22 protein-coding genes and 2 pseudogenes are annotated in these 21,759 nt (G+C 72.8%); 16 read left to right on the top strand and 8 right to left on the bottom strand.

What is annotated here, in order from left to right; genetic code table 11:
• Nucleotides 1–175: 175 nt before the first annotated feature.
• The 4 genes from AB0O48_RS25105 (at nucleotide 176) to AB0O48_RS25090 (ending at nucleotide 5,089) form a co-directional block, all read left to right on the top strand.
• Nucleotides 176–1,525, top strand: coding sequence for a GH1 family beta-glucosidase (locus AB0O48_RS25105; RefSeq protein WP_365068656.1), 1,350 nt, complete (start codon nucleotides 176–178; stop codon nucleotides 1,523–1,525).
• Nucleotides 1,522–2,799 (top strand): MFS transporter, encoded by a 1,278-nt coding sequence (locus AB0O48_RS25100; RefSeq protein ID WP_357244866.1) that lies wholly within the window; start codon nucleotides 1,522–1,524, stop codon nucleotides 2,797–2,799. The genes AB0O48_RS25105 and AB0O48_RS25100 overlap by 4 nt, the downstream gene beginning before the upstream one ends.
• Before the next feature lie 50 nt (nucleotides 2,800–2,849).
• A complete protein-coding gene (gltX, locus tag AB0O48_RS25095; RefSeq protein ID WP_357244864.1) occupies nucleotides 2,850–4,259 on the top strand; it encodes a glutamate--tRNA ligase in 1,410 nt (469 codons plus the stop codon).
• Nucleotides 4,260–4,540: 281 nt separating this feature from the next.
• Nucleotides 4,541–5,089: a DinB family protein gene (locus AB0O48_RS25090; RefSeq protein WP_357571385.1), complete on the top strand. Its 549-nt coding sequence runs from the start codon at nucleotides 4,541–4,543 to the stop codon at nucleotides 5,087–5,089.
• A 122-nt stretch (nucleotides 5,090–5,211) separates the two neighbouring features.
• Here AB0O48_RS25090 and AB0O48_RS25085 read toward each other — a convergent pair.
• Both AB0O48_RS25085 and AB0O48_RS25080 read right to left on the bottom strand, forming a co-directional pair.
• A pseudogene (locus AB0O48_RS25085) lies at nucleotides 5,212–5,331 on the bottom strand (transposase); the annotation flags it as partial.
• Between the two features lie 123 nt (nucleotides 5,332–5,454).
• Nucleotides 5,455–6,072 carry a copper resistance protein CopC gene (locus AB0O48_RS25080; RefSeq protein WP_365068653.1) on the bottom strand — a complete coding sequence of 206 codons (618 nt, stop codon included), beginning with the start codon at nucleotides 6,070–6,072 and terminating at the stop codon, nucleotides 5,455–5,457.
• Between the two features lie 241 nt (nucleotides 6,073–6,313).
• Here AB0O48_RS25080 and AB0O48_RS25075 point away from each other — a divergent pair, with 241 nt between their 5' ends.
• Nucleotides 6,314–6,964 (top strand): hypothetical protein, encoded by a 651-nt coding sequence (locus AB0O48_RS25075; RefSeq protein WP_357244861.1) that lies wholly within the window; start codon nucleotides 6,314–6,316, stop codon nucleotides 6,962–6,964.
• A 32-nt stretch (nucleotides 6,965–6,996) separates the two neighbouring features.
• Here AB0O48_RS25075 and AB0O48_RS25070 read toward each other — a convergent pair whose 3' ends face one another.
• Nucleotides 6,997–7,317, bottom strand: a complete 321-nt coding sequence (locus AB0O48_RS25070) for a hypothetical protein (protein ID WP_357571383.1) — start codon at nucleotides 7,315–7,317, stop codon at nucleotides 6,997–6,999.
• Between the two features lie 213 nt (nucleotides 7,318–7,530).
• Nucleotides 7,531–8,073, bottom strand: a complete 543-nt coding sequence (locus AB0O48_RS25065; RefSeq protein ID WP_365068651.1) for a phosphoribosyltransferase family protein — start codon at nucleotides 8,071–8,073, stop codon at nucleotides 7,531–7,533.
• 120 nt (nucleotides 8,074–8,193) lie between these two features.
• Here AB0O48_RS25065 and AB0O48_RS25060 point away from each other — a divergent pair, with 120 nt between their 5' ends.
• The 8 genes and pseudogenes from AB0O48_RS25060 (at nucleotide 8,194) to fabF (ending at nucleotide 15,832) form a co-directional block, all read left to right on the top strand.
• Nucleotides 8,194–9,399 carry a histidine kinase gene (locus AB0O48_RS25060; protein WP_365068649.1) on the top strand — a complete coding sequence of 402 codons (1,206 nt, stop codon included), beginning with the start codon at nucleotides 8,194–8,196 and terminating at the stop codon, nucleotides 9,397–9,399.
• On the top strand, nucleotides 9,396–10,079 hold the full coding sequence (locus AB0O48_RS25055) for a response regulator transcription factor (RefSeq protein WP_357244853.1): 684 nt from the start codon (nucleotides 9,396–9,398) through the stop codon (nucleotides 10,077–10,079). The genes AB0O48_RS25060 and AB0O48_RS25055 overlap by 4 nt, the downstream gene beginning before the upstream one ends.
• Before the next feature lie 136 nt (nucleotides 10,080–10,215).
• Nucleotides 10,216–11,019, top strand: a complete 804-nt coding sequence (locus tag AB0O48_RS25050) for a septum formation family protein (RefSeq protein ID WP_357244851.1) — start codon at nucleotides 10,216–10,218, stop codon at nucleotides 11,017–11,019.
• Between the two features lie 11 nt (nucleotides 11,020–11,030).
• A complete protein-coding gene (locus AB0O48_RS25045) occupies nucleotides 11,031–12,332 on the top strand; it encodes a helix-turn-helix domain-containing protein (protein WP_357244849.1) in 1,302 nt (433 codons plus the stop codon).
• Nucleotides 12,333–12,410: 78 nt separating this feature from the next.
• Nucleotides 12,411–13,319 (top strand): annotated as a pseudogene (locus AB0O48_RS25040) (ACP S-malonyltransferase); the annotation flags it as partial.
• Between the two features lie 14 nt (nucleotides 13,320–13,333).
• Complete coding sequence (locus AB0O48_RS25035) at nucleotides 13,334–14,278, top strand: beta-ketoacyl-ACP synthase III (RefSeq protein WP_357244847.1); 945 nt, start codon at nucleotides 13,334–13,336, stop codon at nucleotides 14,276–14,278.
• Between the two features lie 85 nt (nucleotides 14,279–14,363).
• Nucleotides 14,364–14,603, top strand: coding sequence for an acyl carrier protein (locus tag AB0O48_RS25030; protein WP_030330276.1), 240 nt, complete (start codon nucleotides 14,364–14,366; stop codon nucleotides 14,601–14,603).
• A 2-nt stretch (nucleotides 14,604–14,605) separates the two neighbouring features.
• Complete coding sequence (gene fabF / locus AB0O48_RS25025) at nucleotides 14,606–15,832, top strand: beta-ketoacyl-ACP synthase II (RefSeq protein WP_357244845.1); 1,227 nt, start codon at nucleotides 14,606–14,608, stop codon at nucleotides 15,830–15,832.
• Nucleotides 15,833–15,880: 48 nt separating this feature from the next.
• Here fabF and AB0O48_RS25020 read toward each other — a convergent pair whose 3' ends face one another.
• Nucleotides 15,881–16,099, bottom strand: coding sequence for a hypothetical protein (locus tag AB0O48_RS25020; protein ID WP_365068645.1), 219 nt, complete (start codon nucleotides 16,097–16,099; stop codon nucleotides 15,881–15,883).
• A 135-nt stretch (nucleotides 16,100–16,234) separates the two neighbouring features.
• Between AB0O48_RS25020 and AB0O48_RS25015 the strand changes: the two genes are divergently transcribed.
• Nucleotides 16,235–16,900, top strand: a complete 666-nt coding sequence (locus tag AB0O48_RS25015) for a lipoprotein (protein WP_357244841.1) — start codon at nucleotides 16,235–16,237, stop codon at nucleotides 16,898–16,900.
• Nucleotides 16,901–16,930: 30 nt separating this feature from the next.
• Here the strand turns inward: AB0O48_RS25015 and AB0O48_RS25010 are convergent, their stop codons facing one another.
• Entirely contained in the window at nucleotides 16,931–18,664 is a 1,734-nt protein-coding gene (locus AB0O48_RS25010; protein WP_365068643.1) for a glycoside hydrolase family 3 N-terminal domain-containing protein, read from the bottom strand.
• 86 nt (nucleotides 18,665–18,750) lie between these two features.
• Nucleotides 18,751–19,242 carry a DUF3145 domain-containing protein gene (locus tag AB0O48_RS25005; RefSeq protein ID WP_357244838.1) on the bottom strand — a complete coding sequence of 164 codons (492 nt, stop codon included), beginning with the start codon at nucleotides 19,240–19,242 and terminating at the stop codon, nucleotides 18,751–18,753.
• 309 nt (nucleotides 19,243–19,551) lie between these two features.
• Here AB0O48_RS25005 and AB0O48_RS25000 point away from each other — a divergent pair, with 309 nt between their 5' ends.
• A complete protein-coding gene (locus tag AB0O48_RS25000; RefSeq protein ID WP_238687209.1) occupies nucleotides 19,552–19,881 on the top strand; it encodes a hypothetical protein in 330 nt (109 codons plus the stop codon).
• Between the two features lie 74 nt (nucleotides 19,882–19,955).
• Here the strand turns inward: AB0O48_RS25000 and AB0O48_RS24995 are convergent, their stop codons facing one another.
• Complete coding sequence (locus AB0O48_RS24995; RefSeq protein WP_357244836.1) at nucleotides 19,956–20,582, bottom strand: carbonic anhydrase; 627 nt, start codon at nucleotides 20,580–20,582, stop codon at nucleotides 19,956–19,958.
• Between the two features lie 159 nt (nucleotides 20,583–20,741).
• Here AB0O48_RS24995 and AB0O48_RS24990 point away from each other — a divergent pair, with 159 nt between their 5' ends.
• Nucleotides 20,742–21,689 carry an alpha/beta hydrolase gene (locus tag AB0O48_RS24990; RefSeq protein WP_365068640.1) on the top strand — a complete coding sequence of 316 codons (948 nt, stop codon included), beginning with the start codon at nucleotides 20,742–20,744 and terminating at the stop codon, nucleotides 21,687–21,689.
• Nucleotides 21,690–21,759: the final 70 nt, after the last annotated feature.

The raw sequence follows: 21,759 nt of genomic DNA, 5'->3' as shown, positions 1-21,759 counted from the left end.
CCGGTGAGGACATCACACGATATCGGCACTCTATGCGCTAAATCGGACTTACCTGGACGGGTTCGGAAAAAGACACGCCGATCAACCATTGCGGATTGCGCCAAGCCGGCCTATGGCGCATTGATGGAGAGCGCCCTAAAGTCCCGAGCACGTTTCACGTTGACCGGGAGGGCGCATGTCGACCGCACCGATGCCGGGGTTCCCCGCCGGCTTCCGTTGGGGCGTATCCACCTCGGCCCACCAGATCGAGGGCGCCGCCACGGCCGACGGTCGCGGAGCGTCCATCTGGGACACGTTCGCCCACTCCCCCGGACGGATCAGCGACGGCAGCAGCGGCGAGGTCGCCTGCGACCACTACCACCGGTACGCCGAGGACGTCGCGCTGATGTCCGGCCTGGGCGTCGGCGCGTACCGGTTCTCCATCGCCTGGCCCCGGGTGCGGCCCACCGGCACCGGCCCGACCAACCCGGCCGGCCTGGACTTCTACGACCGACTGGTGGACGAGTTGCTGGCCGCCGGCGTCGACCCGGTGGCGACCCTCTACCACTGGGACCTGCCGCAGCCACTCGAAGAGGCCGGCGGCTGGCTGCACCGCGACACCGCCGCCCGGTTCGCCGAGTACGCCGACCTGACCGCCGCCCGACTCGGCGACCGGGTCCGGCTCTGGATCACCCTGAACGAGCCGTTCATCCACATGAGCCTCGGGTACGGCATGGGCGAGCACGCCCCCGGCCGGGCGCTGCTCTTCGACGCCTTTCCGACCGCCCACCACCAACTGCTCGGGCACGGGCTCGCGGTCGCCGCGCTGCGCACCCACACCAGCAGCCCGGTGGCGATCGCCAACAACTACTCGCCGGTGCGGGTGCTCGGCGACCGCGACGCCGACCGGGCCGCCGGGGCGGCGTACGAGGCGCTGCACAACCGGCTCTTCACCGACCCGCTGCTCGGCCGCGGCTATCCGGAGCTGCCCGGCCTCGACCCGAGCGTCGTGCGCCCCGGCGACCTGGACACCATCGCCGCGCCGATCGACGTGCTCGGGGTCAACTACTACAACCCCACCGGCGTACGGGCCGCCGAGGAGGGTTCGCCGCTGCCGTTCGACCTGGTGCCGCTGGACGGCTATCCACGGACCGCCTTCGACTGGCCGGTGGCCCCCGACGGCCTGCGCGAGCTGCTCGGCTGGCTCCGCGACACCTACGGCGACGACCTGCCGCCCATCGAGATCACCGAGGGCGGCTGCGCGTACGACGACGCACCCGACGCCGACGGGCAGGTGGCCGATCCGGAGCGGATCGCGTACCTGGACGGGCACCTGCGGGCGGTCCGGGCCGCCATCGACGACGGGGTGGACGTCCGCGGGTACTTCGTCTGGTCGCTGCTGGACAACTGGGAGTGGGCCGAGGGGTTCACCAAGCGCTTCGGTCTGGTGCACGTCGACTACGCCACCCAGACGCGTACGCCGAAGTCGTCGTACACCTGGTTGCGGGACGTGATCGTGGCCTCCCGGGACGGGTCGGCGCGGTGACCACCCTCGACCCGACGCCGGCGTCGCTGCCGGCCGCGCTCGCCGAGCCGACCGTGCCGGTCCGGCGCGGCTGGATCGGTCTGATCTTCGCGGCCAACCTCGGGGTGTGGATGGCGTTCTTCACGCCCATCCAGGTGCTGCTGCCGCAACAGATCGAGCAGATCGCGCCCGGCGACAAGGAGAACATGCTGGCGGTGGTCACCGGCCTCGGCGCCCTGGCCGCGGTGCTCGCCAACCCCCTCGCGGGGGCGTACTCCGACCGGACCTGCCTGCGGATCGCCGGCCGGGAGTTCGGCCGCCGGCACGTCTGGACCGCGGGCGGGGCGCTGCTCGGCGCGGTGGCCCTGGTGCTGCTGGCCCAGCAGCGGACCATCCTCGGGGTGGCCCTCGGCTGGGTGGCGGCGCAGGTCTGCTTCAACGCGATGCTGGCCAGCCTCAGCGCGGCCATCCCGGATCGGGTGCCGGTCACGCAACGCGGCGGCGTCTCGGGTTGGGTGGGCATCCCGCAGGCGCTCGGGCTGGTGCTCGGCGCGGTGCTGGTCACGGCCGTGGTCACCGGCAACGCGGCCGGCTACCTGGCCATCGCGGCGGCCATTCTGGTGCTGTCGCTGCCGTTCGCGCTGTTCACCCCCGACGAACCGCTGCCGCGTGCGCATCGGCCCGTGGTGCGCACGCGGGCACTGCTGGCCTCGATGTGGATCAGCCCGCGTCGACACCCGGACTTCGCCTGGGCCTGGATCACCCGGTTCCTGGTCCAGCTCGGCAACGCGTTGGGCACCCTCTACCTGCTGTACTTCCTCACCGACGGGGTGCGCCACCCCGACCCCGAGGGTGGGCTGCTGGTGCTGATCCTGCTCTACACGCTCGGCATGATGCTGACCGCGGTGGTCGCCGGCCGGCTCTCGGACCGCTCCGGGCGCCGCAAGATCTACGTCATCGTGTCCGGGCTGATCATGGCGGTGGCGGCGCTGCTGCTCGCGGTCGCGCCGGTCTGGCCGATGGCGATCGTCGCCGCGCTGCTGCTCGGCGCCGGCTACGGCGTCTACCTCGCGGTGGACGCCGCGTTGATCACCCAGGTGCTGCCCCGGGCCACCGACCGGGCCAAGGACCTGGGCGTCATCAACATCGCGAACTCGGCGCCGCAGGTGCTCGGCCCAGCCCTGTCCGCCCCGCTCGTGGTGTACCTGGGCGGTTACCCCACGCTCTACGCGGTCACCGCCGTGGTCACCCTGGTCGGCAGCGCCCTGGTGGTGAAGATCCGCTCGGTGCCGTGAGTCGAGGCCCCTGGCGGAATGCGGTCGCGGGCCGCCGTAGGCTGGGGGACGTGACGGTACGTGTGCGCTTCGCCCCCTCCCCGACCGGTATGTTCCACGTCGGCGGTGCCCGCTCGGCGCTGCAGAACTGGATCTACGCCAAGCAGCAGGGCGGGGTGTTCGTGCTGCGCGTCGAGGACACCGACGCGGCGCGCAACAAGCCCGAGTGGACCGAGGGCATCCTCTCCGCGCTGGACTGGATCGGCATCTCCCGGGGCAGCTACGAGGGTCCGTACTTCCAGTCGGAGAACGCCGGCGAGCACCGGGCCGCCGCCGCTCGTCTCTACGACTCGGGCCGCGCCTACTACTGCGACTGCACCCGCGAGGACGTGCAGGCCCGCACCGGCTCCCAGTACCAGGGCTACGACGGCTACCACCGCGACCGTGGCCTCGGCCCGGGTCCGGGGCACGCACTGCGCTTCCGGACGCCCGACGAGGGCACGACAGTGGTGGTCGACCTGATCCGCGGTGAGCCCACCTTCGAGAACAAGCTCATCGAGGACTTCGTCATCGCCCGCGGCGACGGCTCGCCGGTCTTCCTGCTGGCCAACGTCGTCGACGACATGACCATGGGAATCACCCACGTGATCCGGGCCGAGGAGCACCTGCCCAACACGCCCAAGCAGCAGTTGCTCTGGGACGCCCTCGGGGTCAAGCCGCCGATCTGGGCGCACGTGCCGGTGGTGGTCAACGAGAAGCGGCAGAAGCTCTCCAAGCGCCGGGACAAGGTCGCCCTGGAGGCGTACCGCGACGAGGGCTACCTCGCCGGCGCGATGCGCAACTACCTGATGCTGCTCGGCTGGGCACCGTCCGGCGACCGGGAGATCGTCCCCTGGTCGGTCATCGAGGACGAGTTCCGGCTGGAGGAGGTCAACCCCTCCCCCGCGTTCTTCGACGAGAAGAAGCTGCGCGCGTTCAACGGCGAGTACATTCGCGCGCTGCCCGTGCCCGACTTCATCGACGCCTGCCAGCCGTGGCTGACCGGCACCGGGACCATCGCGCCGCCGCCGTGGCAGCCCGAGGAGTTCGACGCCGACGCGTTCGCCGCCGTCGCCCCGCTGGCCCAGACCCGGCTCGCGCTACTCAGCGAGATCGTGCCGAACGTCGACTTCCTGTTCCTCGCCTCCCCGCTGATCGACGAGGCCGCCTGGGCCAAGACGATGAAGGACGGCTCGGCCGAACTGCTGGACGCCGCCATCGCGGCGTTCGAGGCGCTGGAGCCGTGGGACGCCGAGGCCCTGAAGTCGACGCTGGAGGCGGTCGGCGCCGAGCGTGGCCTCAAGCTCGGCAAGACCCAGGCACCGGTACGCGTCGCGGTCACCGGCCGCACCGTGGGCCTGCCGCTGTTCGAGTCGCTGGAGGTGCTCGGTCGCGAGCGCACCCTGACCCGGATGCGCGCCGCCCGACTCCGACTGGTCTGACTGTCGCTCGGCGACGCGTCAAGAACGCGTCACCGGCGCAACTCCGCACCGCCCCGCCTTTGCTCTGCACCCCGATAGGCGCCGGTCACAGACCGTAGCCGTCGCATCCGCGGGTGCAGAGCAAAGGCATCCCATGTGCGTTGGCTGTCAAGGCCCAGCCGCAGCTTCCAGCGAAAAGATCAACGTTGAGGGGCCAGTTGAGGGAGGCGGCAACCCGTGCCGGCCGCCGTGATGGTCCCTGGGGTTGCCGATCGGGGCAAGAATCCCGTTCGACCCGGAACATGCGGGTGTGGCAAGGTCGCCTGGTGCCTGTATCCCGTCGTGACTTGCTGCGTTGGCAGTTCGACCTGACCTGGTCGCTGTTCGAGTACCACCTGGAACGCCTGGAGCCGGCGGACTTCCTCTGGGAGCCCGCTACGCATTGCTGGACGGTACGCCCGGATGCCGACGGCGGGTGGGCGCCGGACTGGGCGGATGCCGAACCTGACCCGATTCCCGTCCCGACGGTCGGGTGGATCACCTGGCATATCGGCTGGTGGTGGACGGTCGCTATCGACCATGCCCAGGGGCGCACGCCACGGGAGCGTACCGAGATCAGCTGGCCCGGTGACGGCGACAAGACGGTGGCGTGGCTGTGTGACCTCCGTACCGAATGGTTGGCGGTGTTCGACCAGCTCAGCGACGCCGACCTCGACGGTACCGCGCCGTTTCCGTGGCAGGACGATCCCGTGCACACCGTCGCCCACATGATCGCTTGGGTGAACGCCGAGCTGATGAAGAATGCCGCCGAGGTCGGCCAACTTCGGTTGCTGCGGCAGGCGCGCGGGTAGCCTCTGCCCTGACCCCGTCGACCGGTCCGTACGGTGAGGAGTCGCGGGCCTGGCCAACGGAAATCGTTGGTCTCTTGCTGGAAGCTACGGCTGGGCCGTCAAGCGGCGGACCGTGGCGGGTCGCTGTCGCCGGCCACCGGGCGCAGCTGGTGCCGGTCGGCGCGGACCATGTCGGCCAGCGTGTGGGCGTCGGCGGTGTCACTCTTGCCGCCGGAGACCGAGCGTCGTTCCCGATAGCGCGACATCCCACCAGCGGTTCTGTCTCCCGACCACCAGCAGGGGCACGATCTGCGCTCAGAACTCACACGGCTCTGGTCAAAGCCGAGTGCTCACCTGGCCCACCGGGAGCGGTGAGTAGCAGAGGGTCACCGAACTCGTTGCCGGCGGCGGAACAAGAGGCCGGCTGCGAGTGCGGCGAGCAGCAGCAGGCCGCCGAGCGCCCAGATCCACCAGCGACCGCCGGAGTCGGACTGCTCCGACGCCGCCGGCAGCGCAGGGGCCGTCAAGCTGCCAGGCGTCTCCGACGCGGGACCGACGGAGGGTGTGCCGACGGCCGAGGGCGAACCGGCCGGGCTGGCGCCACCGTCAGCCGACGGCAGGACGGCCGGGCTGGCGGCGGTCCCGGTCGTGAGGGTGAACCGCACCTCGCCCTTCACCGGGTGCCCGTCGCTGGACGCGAGCTGGTAGCCGACGACGTAGAGCCCCGCGGCCGCCGGCGTGAACGGCACTCGCACCCGCTTGCCGGCGAAGACGGGCGGGCCGCCAGCGACCACATTGTCCGGTCCCGTTATTGTGATCTTCGTCGTAGCCGGTGCGGGCGTGGCGAGGAACCGCAGCTCGATCCGGGCGGGCGCCGTCGCCACTCGGGCACCGTCGCGCGGATCGCTGCCGGTCAGCGAGTTGTGCGCGGCGGCCGGAGCGGCCGGCACCAAAAACGACACACCGAACGCCACGCCGAGCACCACTGGCACGACCCGTGCCATACGTGTAACCCTGCCCCCCATGAACCCCTCCGTAAGGGTACGATCCGCCCGCTGATCAAACGGCTCCTCATTAGTCGAGCAGAGATCGCAGATAGTTCCAATTACTGTTCCACAAGCTGCAACTCATCGACGTTTTGCGGAGTCTGTAGGTGTAGGACCGACCCTCCTGGTCGGCGTCGCATCGGCAGACCGCTCCAGGCGTCACACCGAAGCCATCCATCGAACGGGGCGAGGAGGCGGGATGGTCCGACACATGAGGCGGTTGGCCACCGTGGTGGTGGGCGCGCTGGCGACGGCGCTGCTGTCGTTCGGCACCGCCGGTCCGGCCTCGGCGGCGCCGAACCCGGCACCAGCCGGGGTGGACATCACCGGTGTGGGCCTCGACGCGCCGCTGCGCCTGCGCGCGGACACGCAGCCCGCCCACGTCGGCGCGGTCATCGACCAGGTCAACTTCCTCGGGCAGACCGGCATGCGGACCGGGCCGAAGCCGGCCGACCTCGGTCCGAAGTACACGGTCGTGGTGTTCGCCGGTGAGACGGCGCAGCAGACGTACGACCTCTATCCCAAGGCGGTCGGCGGCCCGCGGGTCTACCGACCGGCGAAGCAGCCGGACGCCCGCAAGATCAGTGCTGGCTGGTTCCTGGGTCGGCTCAGCATGTCCGAGACCCTGCGCACCGCCGGTGTGCCGCTGGAGCGGCAGTTCGACACGGTCAGTGGCGGCGCGGGCGGTGGCGAGCGGGTGCTCCCGGAGGACACGCTCGACCCGGCGAAGGACCTCGACGACGCGCTCGGCGATCTGCAGCGCCTGCTACTGCTCAACGTCGGAGTGATGCTGACGATCACGGTCGGCCTCGCCGGGATCGCCCTGCTGATCCGCCGTCGTACCCGTTAGCTCCGGGCCGCCGTCGCCGAGGCGCCGGGGGCTCAGCACCAGCGGCGCGGTGGCCGCTCCCGGCGGGTGGCGCGTCGGCGCGGCCGGACCGGACCGTGCCGATGGGCCCCGGCCCAGCCGGCAAGGTCGCTGAGGCAACCAGCGGGGACGTCCGCGTCGGGCTCGCTCCGGGCGGGCGGCTCGGCGGAGCGCTGACGCGGGAGGGTGGTCTCGTCGTCGGCCCACGGCTCGACCGGGTGCGACGGCGCGCCGGCGGTCGGCCGACGGTGCTTGCCACTCGCCTGCGGGTCGTGGTGCCCCGGCCGGCAGGGCTCGCCCTGGGCGCAGCCGTGCTCGGCCTCCCCGTGCGCCATTCCCGGTCTCCTCACGCTCGCCTCACCCGCGGGTACTTCCCCGACGTGCCCCTGTCACCGTACTGGCCGGGACCGACGGGCCGCGCGCCGCGTACCCGGGGTCGGCACCGGCCAGCTCACGCAGACGACGGCGAGCGCGGAACCTGGTCGCGCAGTTCACAGGTTCTTTTCGTGCCGTTCACGCGGCGGCCCGCAACCCGGTCGGGCGGGCGCTCAGCGGGCGCGGTGCGCCTCCAGATCCGCCCGGCGCAGGAGCGCCCGCAGCGCCACGCCGTGACCGGCGAGCGCCTCGGCCCCACCCTCGGCGCGGTCGATCACGCAGAGTGCGTGTTCCACCCGGGCACCCAGGTCGCGGAGTTGGCCGGTGGAGATGACCACCTGTCCGCCGGAGGTGACGACGTCCTCGACCACCAGCACCTGCCGCCCGGTCAGGTCCGCCCCCTCGGCCAGCCGGGCCGTCCCGTACGGCTTGGCGCTCTTGCGGACGAACGCGCACGGCAGCCCGGTGTGCCGGCCGAGCGCGGTCACCACCGGGATACCCCCCATCTCCAATCCGGCCAGCACCTCGGTGCCCGTCGGGACCAGGTGCGCGAGGTGGGCGGCCACCCGGTCCAGCAGGCGGGGATCGGCCTCGAAGCGGTACTTGTCGAAGTACTCGTCGGCGGTCCGCCCGGAGCGGAGCACGAACGTGCCGGTCAGTCGGCAGGTCGCGTCGATCTCGCGGGCCAGGGCGGCCAGGTTCTCCCGATCAGTCATGTTGATCATTCTCGCGCTGTCGGGCATCGCCGCGCGTACCCCTTTCGGCGCATGTCGGTGCCGTCGGGCTCCTTCTCCGGGCGGTGTCGAAGCGTCGGCGGCTGTGGTGGGATCGTGGGCATGCGACCGCCACCGTGGCTCGGCTCCGGCACCCTCGGCCGCGACCTCGCGCTCGCCGCCGCGTCGCTGGCCGGCGGCCTGGTCCTCTACGCCCTGGGTTGGCAGCCGCAGGTCCGCCCGGACACGGGCGTGCCCTCGGCGCTGTTCCTGCCGCCGCTGCTGGTGATGTGCGCCGCCGTGGGCATGCGTCGGGTGGCCCCACGCGCCAGCCTGGCCGTGGGCACCGGGGCGCTGGCGGTGGACACCGCGCTCGGCAACTCGCTGGGCACGATCCTGGTCTACACGCAGGTGCTCTACGACGCCTGCGTGTACGGCCCGCCCCGGCTGTGGCGGTGGCTGCTGCGGGTGACCATCGGACTGAGCCTCGTCGGTGCCGTCGTCGGCGTAATCTCCCTCGACAACTGGCGCGGCGTCACCATCGGGGTGCTGGTGGTGCTCGCCGGACTACTGCCGGTCCTGACCGGGATCAGCGTGCGTCAGTACCGCGACCAGGCCGCCGCCGAACGGGCGCGGGCCGAGCAGACCGCCCGGCTGGCCGAGCTGGACCGCCAGCAGGCGGTCAGCGCCGAACGTGCCCGGATGGCCCGGGAGCTGCACGACGTCGTCGCCAACCACCTCAGCGCGGTCGCCATCCACGCCACCGCCGTGCTGTCCGTACCGGGCCTGGACCGCGGTCAGATCTCCTCGGCGTTGCGGGTGATCCGGGAGAGCAGCGTGCAGGGCCTGGCGGAGATGCGTCAGATGATCGAGCTGCTGCGCGAGCCGGCGACCGGTCGCGGGCCGGCTCCGACGGGCGACGGCCCGGCGCTGCCGGAGGTGGTCACCGCGCGGCTCGCCGAGGCGGACGGGTTGGTCGAGCGGATCCAGGCCGCCGGCCTCGCCGTGCGGGTGCGCACCGACGGCACCCCCGGCCCGCTGCCGGTGGGGGTGGACCTCGCCGCGTACCGGATCGTGCAGGAGTCGCTGACCAACGCGCTCAAGCACGGCACGGGTGAGGCGGAGCTGACCATCGCGTACCGGCCGTCGGAGGTGGTGGTGACGGTGGAGAATCCGGTGCGCGCACCCGGGGGCGGGTTGCCGGGCGCCGGAGCCGGGCTGATCGGGATGCGGGAGCGGGCCACGCTGCTGGCCGGGCGGTTCACCGCCGGGCCGCAGGACGGGCGCTGGCAGGTCCGGGCCGCCCTGCCCACCGGGGAGGTCGGGTGACCGGGCCGGCGGACGACGCGACGGTGCGGGTGGTGCTTGCCGACGACCAGCCGGCGGTACGCGCCGGCCTGGCCCTGATCCTGGGCGCCGCCGCCGGCCTGACGGTGGTCGGCGAGGCGGCCGACGGCGACGAGGCGGTCCGGCTGTGCCGGGAGTTGCGCCCGGACGTGGCCGTGCTGGACGTTCGCATGCCCCGCCGGGACGGGATCTCCGCGACCCGGGCGATCGTCACCGAACTGCTCGCCGACGTGCTGGTGCTCACCACCTTCGACCTCGACGAGTACGTCTTCGGCGCGCTGCGCGCCGGCGCGGCCGGGTTCCTGCTCAAGGACACCGACGCCGAGGGCCTGGTGGCCGCGGTGCGGACGGTGGCGAGCGGCGACGGATTCATCGCCCCTGCCGTGACCCGCCGGTTGATCGCCGCCTTCGCGGCCACCGCACCGGGCGCGTCGGCGGACACCCGGGCCGCGCTGGGCACCCTCACCCCGCGGGAACGCGACGTGTTGGCCTGCCTCGGCCTGGGCCTGTCCAACCAGCAGATCGCCGACCGGCTGGTGCTGGCGGAGAGCACCACCAAGACGCACGTGAGCCGGATCCTGGCGAAACTGGGGCTGCGCAGCCGGGTACAGGCCGCGATCCTGGCCCAGGAGCTGGGGTTGCCCGCTCCCCCGCAACCGTGAGTCCCCGCGTCCACTCCGGACGCCGACGGACCGCCTGCCTGCCGTACGCTGCGCGCCACCGACGTCGATGTCGGCCGCTGAGAATGGGGAGACCGTGCGACGGTGGTGGGGGACGACGGCCCTGACGGTGTTGATCATGGGGGCGGGCGGTTGCGACGCCATCCTCGCCGAGGAACCATCCTCGTTCCTCATGCCCGAGGCCGGGGTGTGCCATGCCACCGCCTCCGACGAGCGCAGCCCGGAGGCGTACACGCCGATCCCCTGCTCGTCGAAGCACGAGACGGAGACCTTTCTGGCCGGCCTGTTCGGTGGCGCGGACGCCGACGCGTCGAAGCCACCGCCCGCCGACAGCGAGGGCATCGGGCGGGCGTACAAGTCCTGCGACGCCGAGGCTGCCCTGTTCCTGGGCGGCGAGTGGCGCGAGTCACGGCTGGCGATGCGGGTGCTGACCCCGTCGGCGGCCCGTTGGGATGCGGGTGAGCGGTGGTACCGCTGCGACCTGCTGGAGATGCATGCGGTGGACCGGTGGTTTCCGAATCCCCGGGCCAACACCCTGGCCGGCGCCCTGACCGGTGACTCGCCGCTGCGGCTGAGCTGCTTCACCGAACCGGAGGAGACCGCCAGCGGCGTCAACCTGCCGCCAACCGACTGCACCGGGCCGCACGCCACCGAGTTCGCCGGCCTCTGGCGGCCCGGTCCGGAGGCCGGCGAGGTCACCGACGAGGTCATGGAGGCGGGTTGCCGGTCACGGATCGCGCAACACGTCGGGCTGCCGGAGCGGGACCTGGGCGACCGGTTCGAGGTGGCGGCGCTCTTCCCGACGACCGAGCCCGAGTGGCAGGCGGGCGCCGGCGCCTGGTGTTTCCTGCACAGCCCCGGCCGAGTGCTCAACACTTCGGTGAAGGGCGCCGGTCGACGCGTGCTCCCGGCGACCCGCTGACCGGTGCCGACGTGGATGGCCTGCTCACGACGTGTCAGGCTAGGGCGGTGAGTACGCCGGGGGGTGGAGAACTGGCGGCCACGCTGCGCCGGATCGAGCGTTCGGCGGGGGCGTTGGCCACCTCCAGCGTGGCCCGGATGGACGAGACGCTGCCGTGGTTCCGGGCGCTCCCGGCCGACCAGCGCTCCTGGGTGATGCTGGTGGCCCAGGCGGGCGCCCGGTCGCTGGTGCAGTGGTTGAGCGAGGGTGGCGGCACGGCGGACAGCACCCAGGAGGTCTCGGACGAGGTCTTCGCCGCCGCCCCGCAGGCGCTGGCCCGGTCGATCACCCTCCAGCAGACCGTCGCGTTGATCAAGGTGACCATCGACGTGGTCGAGGAGCAGGTGTCGCACCTGGCCGCCGAGGGTGAGGAGCAGCAGCTACGCGAAGCGGTGCTGCGCTTCTCCCGGGAGATCGCGTTCGCCGCCGCCCGGGTGTACGCACGGGCGGCCGAGTCGCGTGGTGCGTGGGACGCCCGGTTGCAGGCCCTGCTCGTCGACGCGCTGTTGCGCGGTGACTCACCCGATGTGCTGGCCAGTCGGGCCGCCGCGCTCGGCTGGGCGGACGCGCCGCCGGTGGCGGTGGCGGTCGGTCGCTCCCCCGGTGGGGAGGTCTCCGCGGTGCTGCACGTGGTCTATCGGCAGGCCCGCCGGATCGGTGTGGAGGTGATCGGCGGGGTGCACGGCGACCGGTTGGTCATCGTGTTGGGCGGGGCGGCGGACCCGTTGACCGCCACCGCCAAACTCCTCGGCGCGTTCGGCGACGGGCCGGTGGTGGTCGGTCCGGCCGTACCGAGTCTGGACGAGGCGACCGAGTCGGCGCGGGCCGCGTTGTCCGGTTTCCGGGCCGCGCCGGCCTGGCCCGGTGCTCCCCGCCCGGTGCCGGCCGCGGATCTGCTGCCGGAGCGGGCCCTGGCCGGCGACGCGGAGGCTCGTCGACGGTTGCGCCACGACGTGTACGCGACGCTGGTGCGCGCCGGCGGCGAGTTGCTGGCGACGCTCGACGCCTTCCTGGCCGCCGGTGGCACGCTGGAGAGCGCCGCCCGCGCGTTGTTCGTCCATCCGAACACGGTGCGTTACCGGCTGCGGCGGATCGCCGAGGTGACCGGCTTCTCGCCGCTGTCGCCCCGGGACGCGTTCGCGCTTCAGGTCGCGCTGACCGTGGGGCGGTTGGACCCGGTCGTCCCGCTCTCCTCGACCGGACCGACCCAGACAATGACCCCGGCCAACCGGAAAACGGCACAAAACGAGGATGATCCCCGCCGATTTTTGTAGGAAACCTCCAAAGGTTCTAGTGCGGTTTGGTCGAAGGCGGCACAGCGTTACCCGCGCGAATCCGGGAGAGTCTTAGGCGTGCTCGCCGTACTTAGTCCCGGCCAGGGTTCTCAGAAACCCGGCTTCCTGACCCCCTGGCTCGACCTGACCGGCACCGAGGCGCGGCTGCGCGAGTGGTCGGCGTTGGCCGGGGTCGATCTGGTGCACCTGGGCACCGCCGCCGACGCGGACGAGATCATGGACACCGCCCGCACCCAGCCGCTGCTGGTCGCGGCGGCGTTGCTCGCGGCCGAACACCTGCCCCTGGACGGCGTCGGACTCACCGCCGGGCACAGCGTCGGCGAGTTGGGTGCCGCCGCCGTCGCCGGCGTGCTGACCCCGGAAGCCGCGATCACCCTCGCCGGCGTACGCGGCCGGGAGATGGCCGCCGCCTGCGCGCTGGAGCCGACCGGCATGGCCGCCGTGCTGGGCGGCGACCCGGACGAGGTGCTCACCGCGATCACGACGCACGGGCTGTACCCGGCCAACCGCAACGGCGCCGGGCAGACCGTCGCCGCGGGCGCGCTGGACGGGCTCGACAAGCTCGCCGCCGAGCCGCCCGCCCGTGCCCGGGTCATCCGACTCAAGGTGGCCGGCGCGTTCCACACCCCGTACATGGCCCCGGCGGAGACCGCGCTCGCCGCCGTCGCCGCCGAGATCACCCCCGCCGACCCGGTCCGGATCCTGCTGTCGAACCTCGACGGCACCGCCGTCGACAACGGCCCCGAGCTGGTGCGGCGCCTGGTCCGCCAGGTCACCGCGCCGGTGCGCTGGGATCTGTGCATGCGTACGCTGGCCGACCTCGGGGTCACCGGCGTGATCGAACTACCACCGGCCGGCACTCTCGCCGGGCTGGTCAAGCGAGACCTCAAGGGCGAGGGCGCGCCGGAGATCGTCACCCTGAACACCCCGGACGACCTGCCGGCCGCACGGGACCTGATCGCCCGCATCGGAGGTCGTTCATGACTGGCAGTCGCATCGTCTCGATGGGGCACTACCAGCCGTCCCGGGTGGTGACCAACGACGACATCGCCCAGCTCGTCGACACCAACGACGAGTGGATCCGCGACCGCGTCGGCATCGTCAGCCGGCGGATCGCCGACACCGAGACGGTGGCCGACATGGCCGCCGCCGCCGCCGGCAAGGCGCTGGCCAACTCGGGTCTGAGCGCCGCCGACATCGACCTGGTCGTGGTCGCCACCTGCACGTCGATCGACCGCAGCCCCAACGTGGCCTGCCGGGTCGCCGCCAAGCTGGGCATCACCGCCCCGGGCGCGTACGACCTGAACACCGCCTGCTCGGGCTTCGCGTACGCGCTGGGCACCGTCGACCACGCCATCCGGGCCGGCGCGTCGCGCAACGCGATCGTCATCGGGGCGGAGAAGCTGTCCGACTTCACCGACTGGACCGACCGTTCCACCTGCATCATCTTCGCCGACGGCGCCGGTGCGGCGGTGGTCACGGCCACCGCCGACGACGAGCCGTCCGGGATCGGGCCGGTGGTCTGGGGTTCGGTGCCGGAGAAGAGCGACGCGGTCCGCATCGAGGGCTGGCGCCCGTACGTCCAGCAGGAGGGACAGGCGGTGTTCCGCTGGGCCACCACCGAGCTGGCGCCGCTCGCCCTGCAGGCCTGCGAGCGGGCCGGGGTCGACCCGTCGGAGCTGGCCGCGTTCGTGCCGCACCAGGCCAACTCCCGGATCATCGACGGCATCGCCAAGCGGCTCAACATCCCCAACGCGATCATCGCGAAGGACATCGTCGAGTCCGGCAACACCTCCGCCGCGAGCGTGCCGCTGGCCCTGTCCAAGCTGGTCGAGCGCCGGGAGGTGCCCTCGGGCGCACCGGTGCTGCTGTTCGGCTTCGGCGGCGGCCTGACCTACGCCGGTCAGGTCGTCCGCTGCCCCTGAAGACCCCCTTCGACGCGTACGCGTCGAGGAGTGGCGGTCGGCGACGCCGTCCGTCGGACAACCCCGATGAAAGGAACCAACCGCAATGACCCGTGACGAGATCACCACCGGCCTCGCCGAGATCCTCGAAGAGGTTGCCGGAGTGAACCCGGACGACGTGGCCGAGGGGAAGTCCTTCACCGACGACCTCGACGTCGACTCGCTCTCCATGGTCGAGGTCGTGGTGGCCGCCGAGGAGAAGTTCGGCGTCAAGATCCCGGACAACGAGGTGCAGAACCTCAAGACCGTCGGTGACGCCGTCAGCTACATCGCGGCGCAGTCCTGATCATGAGTCGTCCTGACGTCGTCGTCACCGGGCTCGGCGCGACGACCCCGCTCGGCGGGGACGTCGCGTCGACCTGGGACGCCATGCTCGCCGGCCGCTCCGGGGTGAGTGCCCTCACCCAGGAGTGGGCCGCGCAACTGCCGGTCCGGATCGCCGCCCAGTTGGCCGTGGAGCCGTCCGAGGTGCTGGACCGGATCCGCCTGCGCCGACTGGACCGTTCCGAGGCGATCGCGATCATCGCGGCGCAGCAGGCCTGGGCGGACGCCGGCCTCGCCGGCTCCGACCTCGACGGGGAGCGGCTGGCCGTCAGCGTCGGCTCCGGCATCGGCGGTGCCACCACCCTGCTCGCCCAGGACGACATCCTCGAAGCGTCCGGGCCACGGCGGGTCTCCCCGCACACGATCCCGATGCTGATGCCGAACGGTCCGGCCGCCTGGGTCGGGCTGGAGTTGGGCGCCAAGGCCGGGGTGCACGCGGTGGCCAGCGCCTGCGCCACCGGCGCCGAGGCGATCGCGCTGGGCCTGGACATCATCCGTTCCGGCCGGGCCGACGTGGTGGTGGCCGGCGGCACCGAGGCGGTCATCCACCCGCTGCCGATCGCCGGCTTCAGCTCGATGCGGGCCATGTCGACCCGCAACGACGAGCCCGAGCGCGCCTCCCGCCCGTGGGACCGGGGCCGCGACGGCTTCGTCCTCGGCGAGGGCGCCGGCATCCTGGTGCTGGAGCGGGCCGAGCACGCCGCGGCCCGGGGCGCCCGGGTGTACGCGCGCCTCGCCGGCGCCGGCATCACGTCCGACGCGTACGACATCGTGCAGCCGCACGCCGAGGGCGAGGGCGCCATCCGGGCCATCGCCAAGGCGATCGCGGACGCGGACGTGGCCAAGCGGGACATCGTGCACGTCAACGCGCACGCCACCTCGACGCCGGTCGGTGACATGCTGGAGATCGGCGGGCTGCACAAGGCGCTCGGCGACCACCCGGTGCTGTCCGCGACGAAGTCGATGACCGGTCACCTGCTCGGTGCGGCCGGCGCGCTGGAGTCGATCGCCACCATCCTGGCGATCCGCGACAGTGTCGTCCCTCCGACGATCAACCTCGACGACCCGGAGCCCGGTCTCACGCTGGATGTCGCGGCGCACAAGGCCCGCCACATGGAGATCCCGGCCGCGTTGAACAACGCGTTCGGCTTCGGCGGCCACAACGTGGCGCTCGTCTTCGCCCGTCCCTGAGACGCTGCGCGCAGGGCCTCTCCTCGTCGAGGAGGGGCCCTGCGTCGTTCAGCCGCGGTTGCGGGGGTGCTGTTTCGCGGTGCGCTCGTTGCCGTGGCGGTAGTTGCCGGTCCAGCGGGCCATCACCAGCTGCGGGTCGTCGTCGACCTCGGCGAGGAACTCCGCGGCCCGAGCGCCGCGCAACGTGCCGGCGACCCGTCCGTGGTGGGTGATCACCACAGTGCCGTCCGACCGTTGCGTGTGCCGGAATCCCGCTGCCTCTCCCATGCGGTGAGGTTGTCAGACCGAGCGGGGCGGCGGCGACCCGATTTCCGTCGCGCGGGCACACGATCCCCTGTTGACATGGAAACACCGCACGGATTGGATGGGCCGACTGTAGATCAATTGACGGGGACCACCACCATGCACACTCGTACCCGCGTCGCCGTGTCGGCGGCGCTCGCCCTCGGCCTGCTGGCCGGTTGCGGCGACGACGCCGCCGCTCCCGCCCGGCCCGCGGCCGGCGGCCCGGCCCCGCAGGCCACGGGCGAGCCCTGGTACGACGAGGTGGCCCCGGCATCGCCCAGCGGCACCGCCGGCGGCCCGGGTTCCCCCTGCCCGGTACCTGTGTCGTTTCCGCTGGCCGAAGGGTGGACGGCCAAGGCGATCGAGCCGCCCAAGGGCGAGCTGGCCGAACTGGTCGGCGAGGCGCTCACCAAACGCGGCGGCACCACCGTGCGCTGCGAGGTGGACGGCCGGGCGGCCGGTGGCGGGTTCCTGCGGATCTGGGCGGCGGACTCACCGACGGTCACCCCGCGCGCCGCGCTGGAGAGTTACGCCACCGGAGGCGGCGAGAAAGTTGCCGGCCAGCAGTTCCGCGACCTGCGCGCCGGCGGCTTCGACGCCACCGAGATGACCTGGCTCGCCACCGACGCGCTGGCCGAGGAGGAGTCGCGGAACTGGGCGCTGGCCGTCCAGTCGGCGGGTCAGACGCTGGTCTTCGAGGTCAGCGAGGGGCTGATCGTCGAACGGACCGACGTGCTGCCGGCGTATCGGCTCGCGGTGCGAGGGCTCGCGAAGAGCGAGTGAGGTGGGCGCCGACCGGTCCGCGCCGACCGGTCAGGTGCCACAGGTCGTGGCGGGCAGTCCGGGGACGGTCACCGGGGACCGTCCGCCCGGCCGGGCCTTGCCGGCGAGCACGGCGGCCAGCCCGGTCATGGACGCCCGGCTGGAGGAGTAGGTGGCCAGCAGCGTCGGTGACGTCGCACCACTCAGCACGTACGGGGTGTCCATGGCGACCGTGACCGCCGCGTCGGTGCGCAGGTCCTTGGCGCCGTCGCCGTAGCCCACCAGGTGCACGATCGTGCCGCCGCTGGGCTTGACCTGCACCCCGGCGGCGGTCAGCGCGGCGGTGAGCGCGGCGCGGGTGCCGTCCCGACCGCCGGAGGAGGTGACGGTGACCGGCCCGCGTACCGGGGCGCCGCAGGTGCCGCGCAGCACGGTGACGGCGGCGGCGGCCAGCGCGTCGGCCGCGGCGCGGTGAGTCGGGGCGTTGAGCGTGGACATCTGCGCGGCGGGGGTCTCCGCAAGCCGGAACTTCATGGTCAGCACCCGGGTGACCGCCTCGACCAGCCGGGTCCGGGGCAGCGACCCGCCGCGCAGAGCGGCGAGCAGCCCGTCGTACGCCTGACCGACGTTCGGGGTCATCAGGATGAGGTCGTTGCCGGCGTTGAGCGCCCGGACCGCCGCCTCGCCGGGAGCCCAGCGCTTCGCGGGCGGCATGTTCATCCCGTCGGTGATCACCACGCCCTTGAAGCCGAGCTGACCGCGCAACACGTCGGTGAGCAGCTTGTGGGAGAACGTCGCCGGGGTCCCCGGGTCGATCGCGCGCGCGTCCAGGTGCCCGGACATCACCGCCATCGCCCCGGCGTCGATGCCGGCGGTGAACGGCGGCCAGGCGCCGCTCTGCAACGCCGCGGCCGACTGGGTGAGCACCGGCAGATCCTGGTGCGAGTCGTCGGCGCTGTGGCCGTGCCCGGGGAAGTGCTTCAGGGTGGCCGCGACACCCTCCGCCTGGAGGCCGCGGACGGCGCCACCCACCTGCGCCGCGGCCTGCTTCGGGTCGGCGCCGAACGAACGGGAGCCGATCACGGTGCTGCGGGTGGCCAGCACGTCGGCCACCGGGGCGAAGTCGACGTTGATCCCCATCGCCGCCAGCTCGGCACCGGCGGCCCGCCAGGCGGCCTCGGTCAGCTTCGGGTCGCCAGCCGCGCCCGCCGCGAGGGCGCTGGGCAGCACGGTGACCCCGTCGGTCACCCGGGTGACGACGCCGTACTCCTGGTCGGTGCCGACCAGGAGTGGCGCGGGGCCGGCGGCGAGCCGACCGGCGGCGGCACGCAGCCCGCTGGTGAGTTCGTGCACCTGCTTCGGGTTGTCGACGTTCGTGGTCTCCTGGTTGCCCTTGGTCGGGTCGTCGGCGCTGAAGCCGACCAGGATCAGGCCGCCCAGCCGGTACTTGGTGATCATGTCGGCGGGGGTGTCGACCCCGGCGAGGGCCTGGTTGCCGGCGGCCGAGCCGGCGGAGACCTTCGTCGCCGAGTCGCCGTAGGCGTACGGCATCAGCACCTGACCGACAAGATCTTCGTCGGACAGCGTGGCGACAAGCGCCGCGGCACGGGCGGCGGGGTCGCTGGCCGGCGTCGCGGCGGGGGCGCTCGGGGCGGCGGACGCGCCGACCGGGCTGGCCGTCGGCGTGGGGCGCTCGGCGGCACCCGAGCAGCCGGAGACGAGCAGGGCGGTCAGGGCGGCGACTGCGACGGTGGCGCGCCAGGGGCGATTCGACACGCCGCCCATCCCACCAGCTTCTCCCTTATCGGGGCAACTTGACCTTACCGGTCGCGCCCGGCCCGACGCGTACGGCCAGCGGACGGGCGACCGGGTCAGCCCACGCGGGTGAGCAAGGTCACCGGGGCGCCGTCGCCGGCGTACCGGTAGGGCTCCAGGTCGGCGTCCCACGCGGTGCCGAGCGCCTTGTCCAGAGCGTGTGCCAGCGCCTCAGGCGCCCGGGAGGCGACCATCAGGGCGCGGAGCCGGTCCTCGCCGAGCTGGATGTCGCCCGCGACACCGACGGTGGCCCGGAACAGACCCCGCGCGGGCACGTACATGAACCGCTCGCCGTCGACACCGGGACTCGGCTCCTCGGTGACCTCGAAACGGATCATGGGCCACTGCCGGAGGGCAACAGCCAGCTCGGCGCCCGTCCCCGGACGACCGGTCCACCCGCACTCGGCCCGGCGTGCGCCGGGGTCGACGGGCTGAGCCGTCCACTGCAGGTTGACCGGCGCGGCTAGGACGCGCGCGATCGCCCACTCGACGTGTGAGCACACGGCGAGCGGGGTCGAATGGACGTATACGACGCCACGCGTTGGCACGGTGACCTCCCGGGAGAGCGAGGTGCGTCTTCCCCTACGACCTCGTCCACCCAGGTGGCTGCTGCAACACATGATGACTCCTGTGACGCGTGGTGCGCCAGGGAATCGGAAAAAACGCCGGCCGGAATAGCCGGACGGGTGGCTGCGGTTACCTCTCAGGACACCGCGACGACCAGCATGATGTCGTGGTCCTGTACAGTTCCACCGGCGGCTTATGCCGCGTTACACCTTCGCGGGCCGAGCGCAGTGTGGCCCGCACACAGCCCCCGGACGTCCAGTCCTCCCGTACGTCTTGCAAGGAGTACCTCCGTGGCGAGCAACACCTCTAAGACCGCGCGCGCGTCCGTCCGGGCCGGCCAGGCTGGCCAGGGTGGCGCCCTCAGCGTGCTGGGCGAGTTCAAGTACCTCATCCCGCTCAACGGCGGCAAGCACGCCTACGTGCGGAACCTGACCAACGGCAAGACCGCGCACCTGCGCACGGACTCCGACGCCTTCGTCGAGGAGATCCGCGTGCTGGCCGCCGCCGGCCACGCCGCCAAGATCCGGGCCGAGATCAACAACCTGGCTGTCACCCACCCGGGTGACGGCTGGGAGGCCACCGAGAAGCGCCTGGTCGCGGCCGGTGTCTTCGAGGGCTGAGCCCTCCCCCACCGCATCATCGAAACCGCCCGTCGGGAGTCCCGGCGGGCGGTTTCGCGTGTCCACGGTCCCGGTCAGCCCGGATCGAGCAGGGCGACCTCGCCGGTGGCCAGGTCGTAGAGGCCGCCGGCCACGGCCACCCGACCGGCGGCGACCGGCCCGGCCAGCAGGTCGTCCTCGCGCAGGGTGCGCACCGTCCGGCGGACGTGCCGGCGGATCGCGAGCGGCAGCACCGCCGGGTCGTCGATCCCCACCCCGGTCACCGCCGGGGCGATCTCGTCCACCAGGTACGCCAGCGAGCCACCGGGGCGCTCCCCGGCGCGCACCGCCGCCACCGTGGCCTCCACCGCGCCGCACCGCTCGTGCCCGAGGACCAGCACCAGCGGTACGCCGAGCTGACCGACCACGTACTCGATCGACCCGCACACCGCCCGGTCGAGGACGTGCCCACCGGTACGGATCACGCAGATCGCGCCGAAGGTCTGGTCGAAGATCGCCTCCAGCGGCACCCGCGAGTCGATGCAGCCGAGCACCACGGCGTACGGCTGCTGGTCGCCCGAGGCGGCGGCCGCGGCGGCCGTGACGTCGTGCCCGTGGATCGGCTGCCCGCTGACGAACCGCCGGTTACCGGCGAGCAGGTCGGCCAGTGCCGAGCGAGGAGTGCCGCCGGCCTGCCGCCGCTGCCCCGACGCCTCGCCCATGGGCGCTCCCGACGACCCCATGTCCTCCAGCTTGGCCCGCCGTCGGGCCCCACGGGCGAGGTCGGGGAATGTCAGCCGCGGCGCGATTGGCGTGGTGTCCTGGCGGGTAGCCGGATATTGGAGGGACTGGTGGTGCCGGGCGGCCCTGGGGAGGTGACGATGCCGGAGCGCTTCGAGGTCGGTATGCCCGACGGTGTACGGCTCAACGTGGAGGTGACGGGGCCGACGGACGCCCAGGTCACCGCCGTCCTGTTGCACGGCTGGACGTTGGACGGGCGCGCCTGGCACCGGCAGGTCGACGCGCTCACCGCGGCGTCGGTCGGCGGGTCGGTGCGGGTGGTCACCTACGACGCGCGGGGCCACGGCCGGTCCAGCTGCATGGCGTTGCCCTCGGCCACCCTTGCCCAACTCGGCGACGACCTGGCCGCGGTGCTCGACACGGTGGCGCCGAGCGGCCCGGTGGTGCTGGTCGGGCACTCGATGGGCGGCATGACGATCATGGAGTACGCCCACCGCCACCCCGCGCACTTCGCCGGCCGTACCGCCGGTCTGGTCTTCGTGTCCACCACCGCCGAGGGGCACACCCACACCGTCTACGGGCTCTCGCCGCGGATCGCCCGACTGATCCGGCTGGCCGAGACGACAGGCGCCGGCGTGCTGGCCCGGTGCGGCTCGTGGCGAGCGCCCCGGGCACTGCTGAACGCGCTGCAACCGAGCATCAGGTGGATGCTGTTCGGAGACCGCTGCGAGCCGGCCGACATCCGGCTGGTGACGTCGGCGGTGGCTCGTGCCTCGCTGCGCTCGATCGGCGGGTTCCGTGCCTCCATCGGCACCCAGCACCGACTGGACACCCTCGGCGCGTTGGCGCACCTGCCGGCCGCCGCCCTGGTCGGCGACCGGGACCGGCTGACCCCGCCGCCCTGCGCCGAGTCGATCGCGGCGGCCCTCCCGGCCACCGAGCTGACCGTCTGCCCGGGCGCCGGGCACATGCTGATGATGGAGCGCCCGGACGAGGTCAACGCCGCGCTCACCGGCGTCCTGCGGCGGGTACTCACCGGGCCGACGCCCCCGATCGCCGCCGCGACCGCCGCCGGGACGGGCGGCTGAGCGCGTTCCCGCACCTCGGGCGCGGCGGGCACGGCCCGGGGCCGTACCCTTCTGCGGTTGGCTTGCGCGG

This window comes from Micromonospora sp. NPDC085948, assembly GCF_040686315.1.
In the GTDB taxonomy this organism is placed as follows: Bacteria; Actinomycetota; Actinomycetes; order Mycobacteriales; family Micromonosporaceae; genus Micromonospora.
This window is presented reverse-complemented; position numbering and strand designations above follow the sequence as displayed.

Excerpts from the sequence above, each read along its gene's own strand:
- AB0O48_RS25105 (WP_365068656.1), top strand. The coding sequence starts at position 176 with ATGTCGACCGCACCGATGCCGGGGTTCCCCGCCGGCTTCCGTTGGGGC.
- AB0O48_RS25090 (WP_357571385.1), top strand. The coding sequence starts at position 4,541 with ATGCGGGTGTGGCAAGGTCGCCTGGTGCCTGTATCCCGTCGTGACTTG.
- AB0O48_RS25080 (WP_365068653.1), bottom strand. The coding sequence starts at position 6,072 with ATGGCACGGGTCGTGCCAGTGGTGCTCGGCGTGGCGTTCGGTGTGTCG.
- AB0O48_RS25075 (WP_357244861.1), top strand. The coding sequence starts at position 6,314 with ATGGTCCGACACATGAGGCGGTTGGCCACCGTGGTGGTGGGCGCGCTG.
- AB0O48_RS25070 (WP_357571383.1), bottom strand. The coding sequence starts at position 7,317 with ATGGCGCACGGGGAGGCCGAGCACGGCTGCGCCCAGGGCGAGCCCTGC.
- AB0O48_RS25065 (WP_365068651.1), bottom strand. The coding sequence starts at position 8,073 with ATGACTGATCGGGAGAACCTGGCCGCCCTGGCCCGCGAGATCGACGCG.
- AB0O48_RS25060 (WP_365068649.1), top strand. The coding sequence starts at position 8,194 with ATGCGACCGCCACCGTGGCTCGGCTCCGGCACCCTCGGCCGCGACCTC.
- AB0O48_RS25050 (WP_357244851.1), top strand. The coding sequence starts at position 10,216 with ATGGGGGCGGGCGGTTGCGACGCCATCCTCGCCGAGGAACCATCCTCG.
- AB0O48_RS25035 (WP_357244847.1), top strand. The coding sequence starts at position 13,334 with ATGACTGGCAGTCGCATCGTCTCGATGGGGCACTACCAGCCGTCCCGG.
- AB0O48_RS25030 (WP_030330276.1), top strand. The coding sequence starts at position 14,364 with ATGACCCGTGACGAGATCACCACCGGCCTCGCCGAGATCCTCGAAGAG.
- fabF (WP_357244845.1), top strand. The coding sequence starts at position 14,606 with ATGAGTCGTCCTGACGTCGTCGTCACCGGGCTCGGCGCGACGACCCCG.
- AB0O48_RS25020 (WP_365068645.1), bottom strand. The coding sequence starts at position 16,099 with ATGGGAGAGGCAGCGGGATTCCGGCACACGCAACGGTCGGACGGCACT.
- AB0O48_RS25015 (WP_357244841.1), top strand. The coding sequence starts at position 16,235 with ATGCACACTCGTACCCGCGTCGCCGTGTCGGCGGCGCTCGCCCTCGGC.
- AB0O48_RS25010 (WP_365068643.1), bottom strand. The coding sequence starts at position 18,664 with ATGGGCGGCGTGTCGAATCGCCCCTGGCGCGCCACCGTCGCAGTCGCC.
- AB0O48_RS24995 (WP_357244836.1), bottom strand. The coding sequence starts at position 20,582 with ATGGGCGAGGCGTCGGGGCAGCGGCGGCAGGCCGGCGGCACTCCTCGC.
- AB0O48_RS24990 (WP_365068640.1), top strand. The coding sequence starts at position 20,742 with ATGCCGGAGCGCTTCGAGGTCGGTATGCCCGACGGTGTACGGCTCAAC.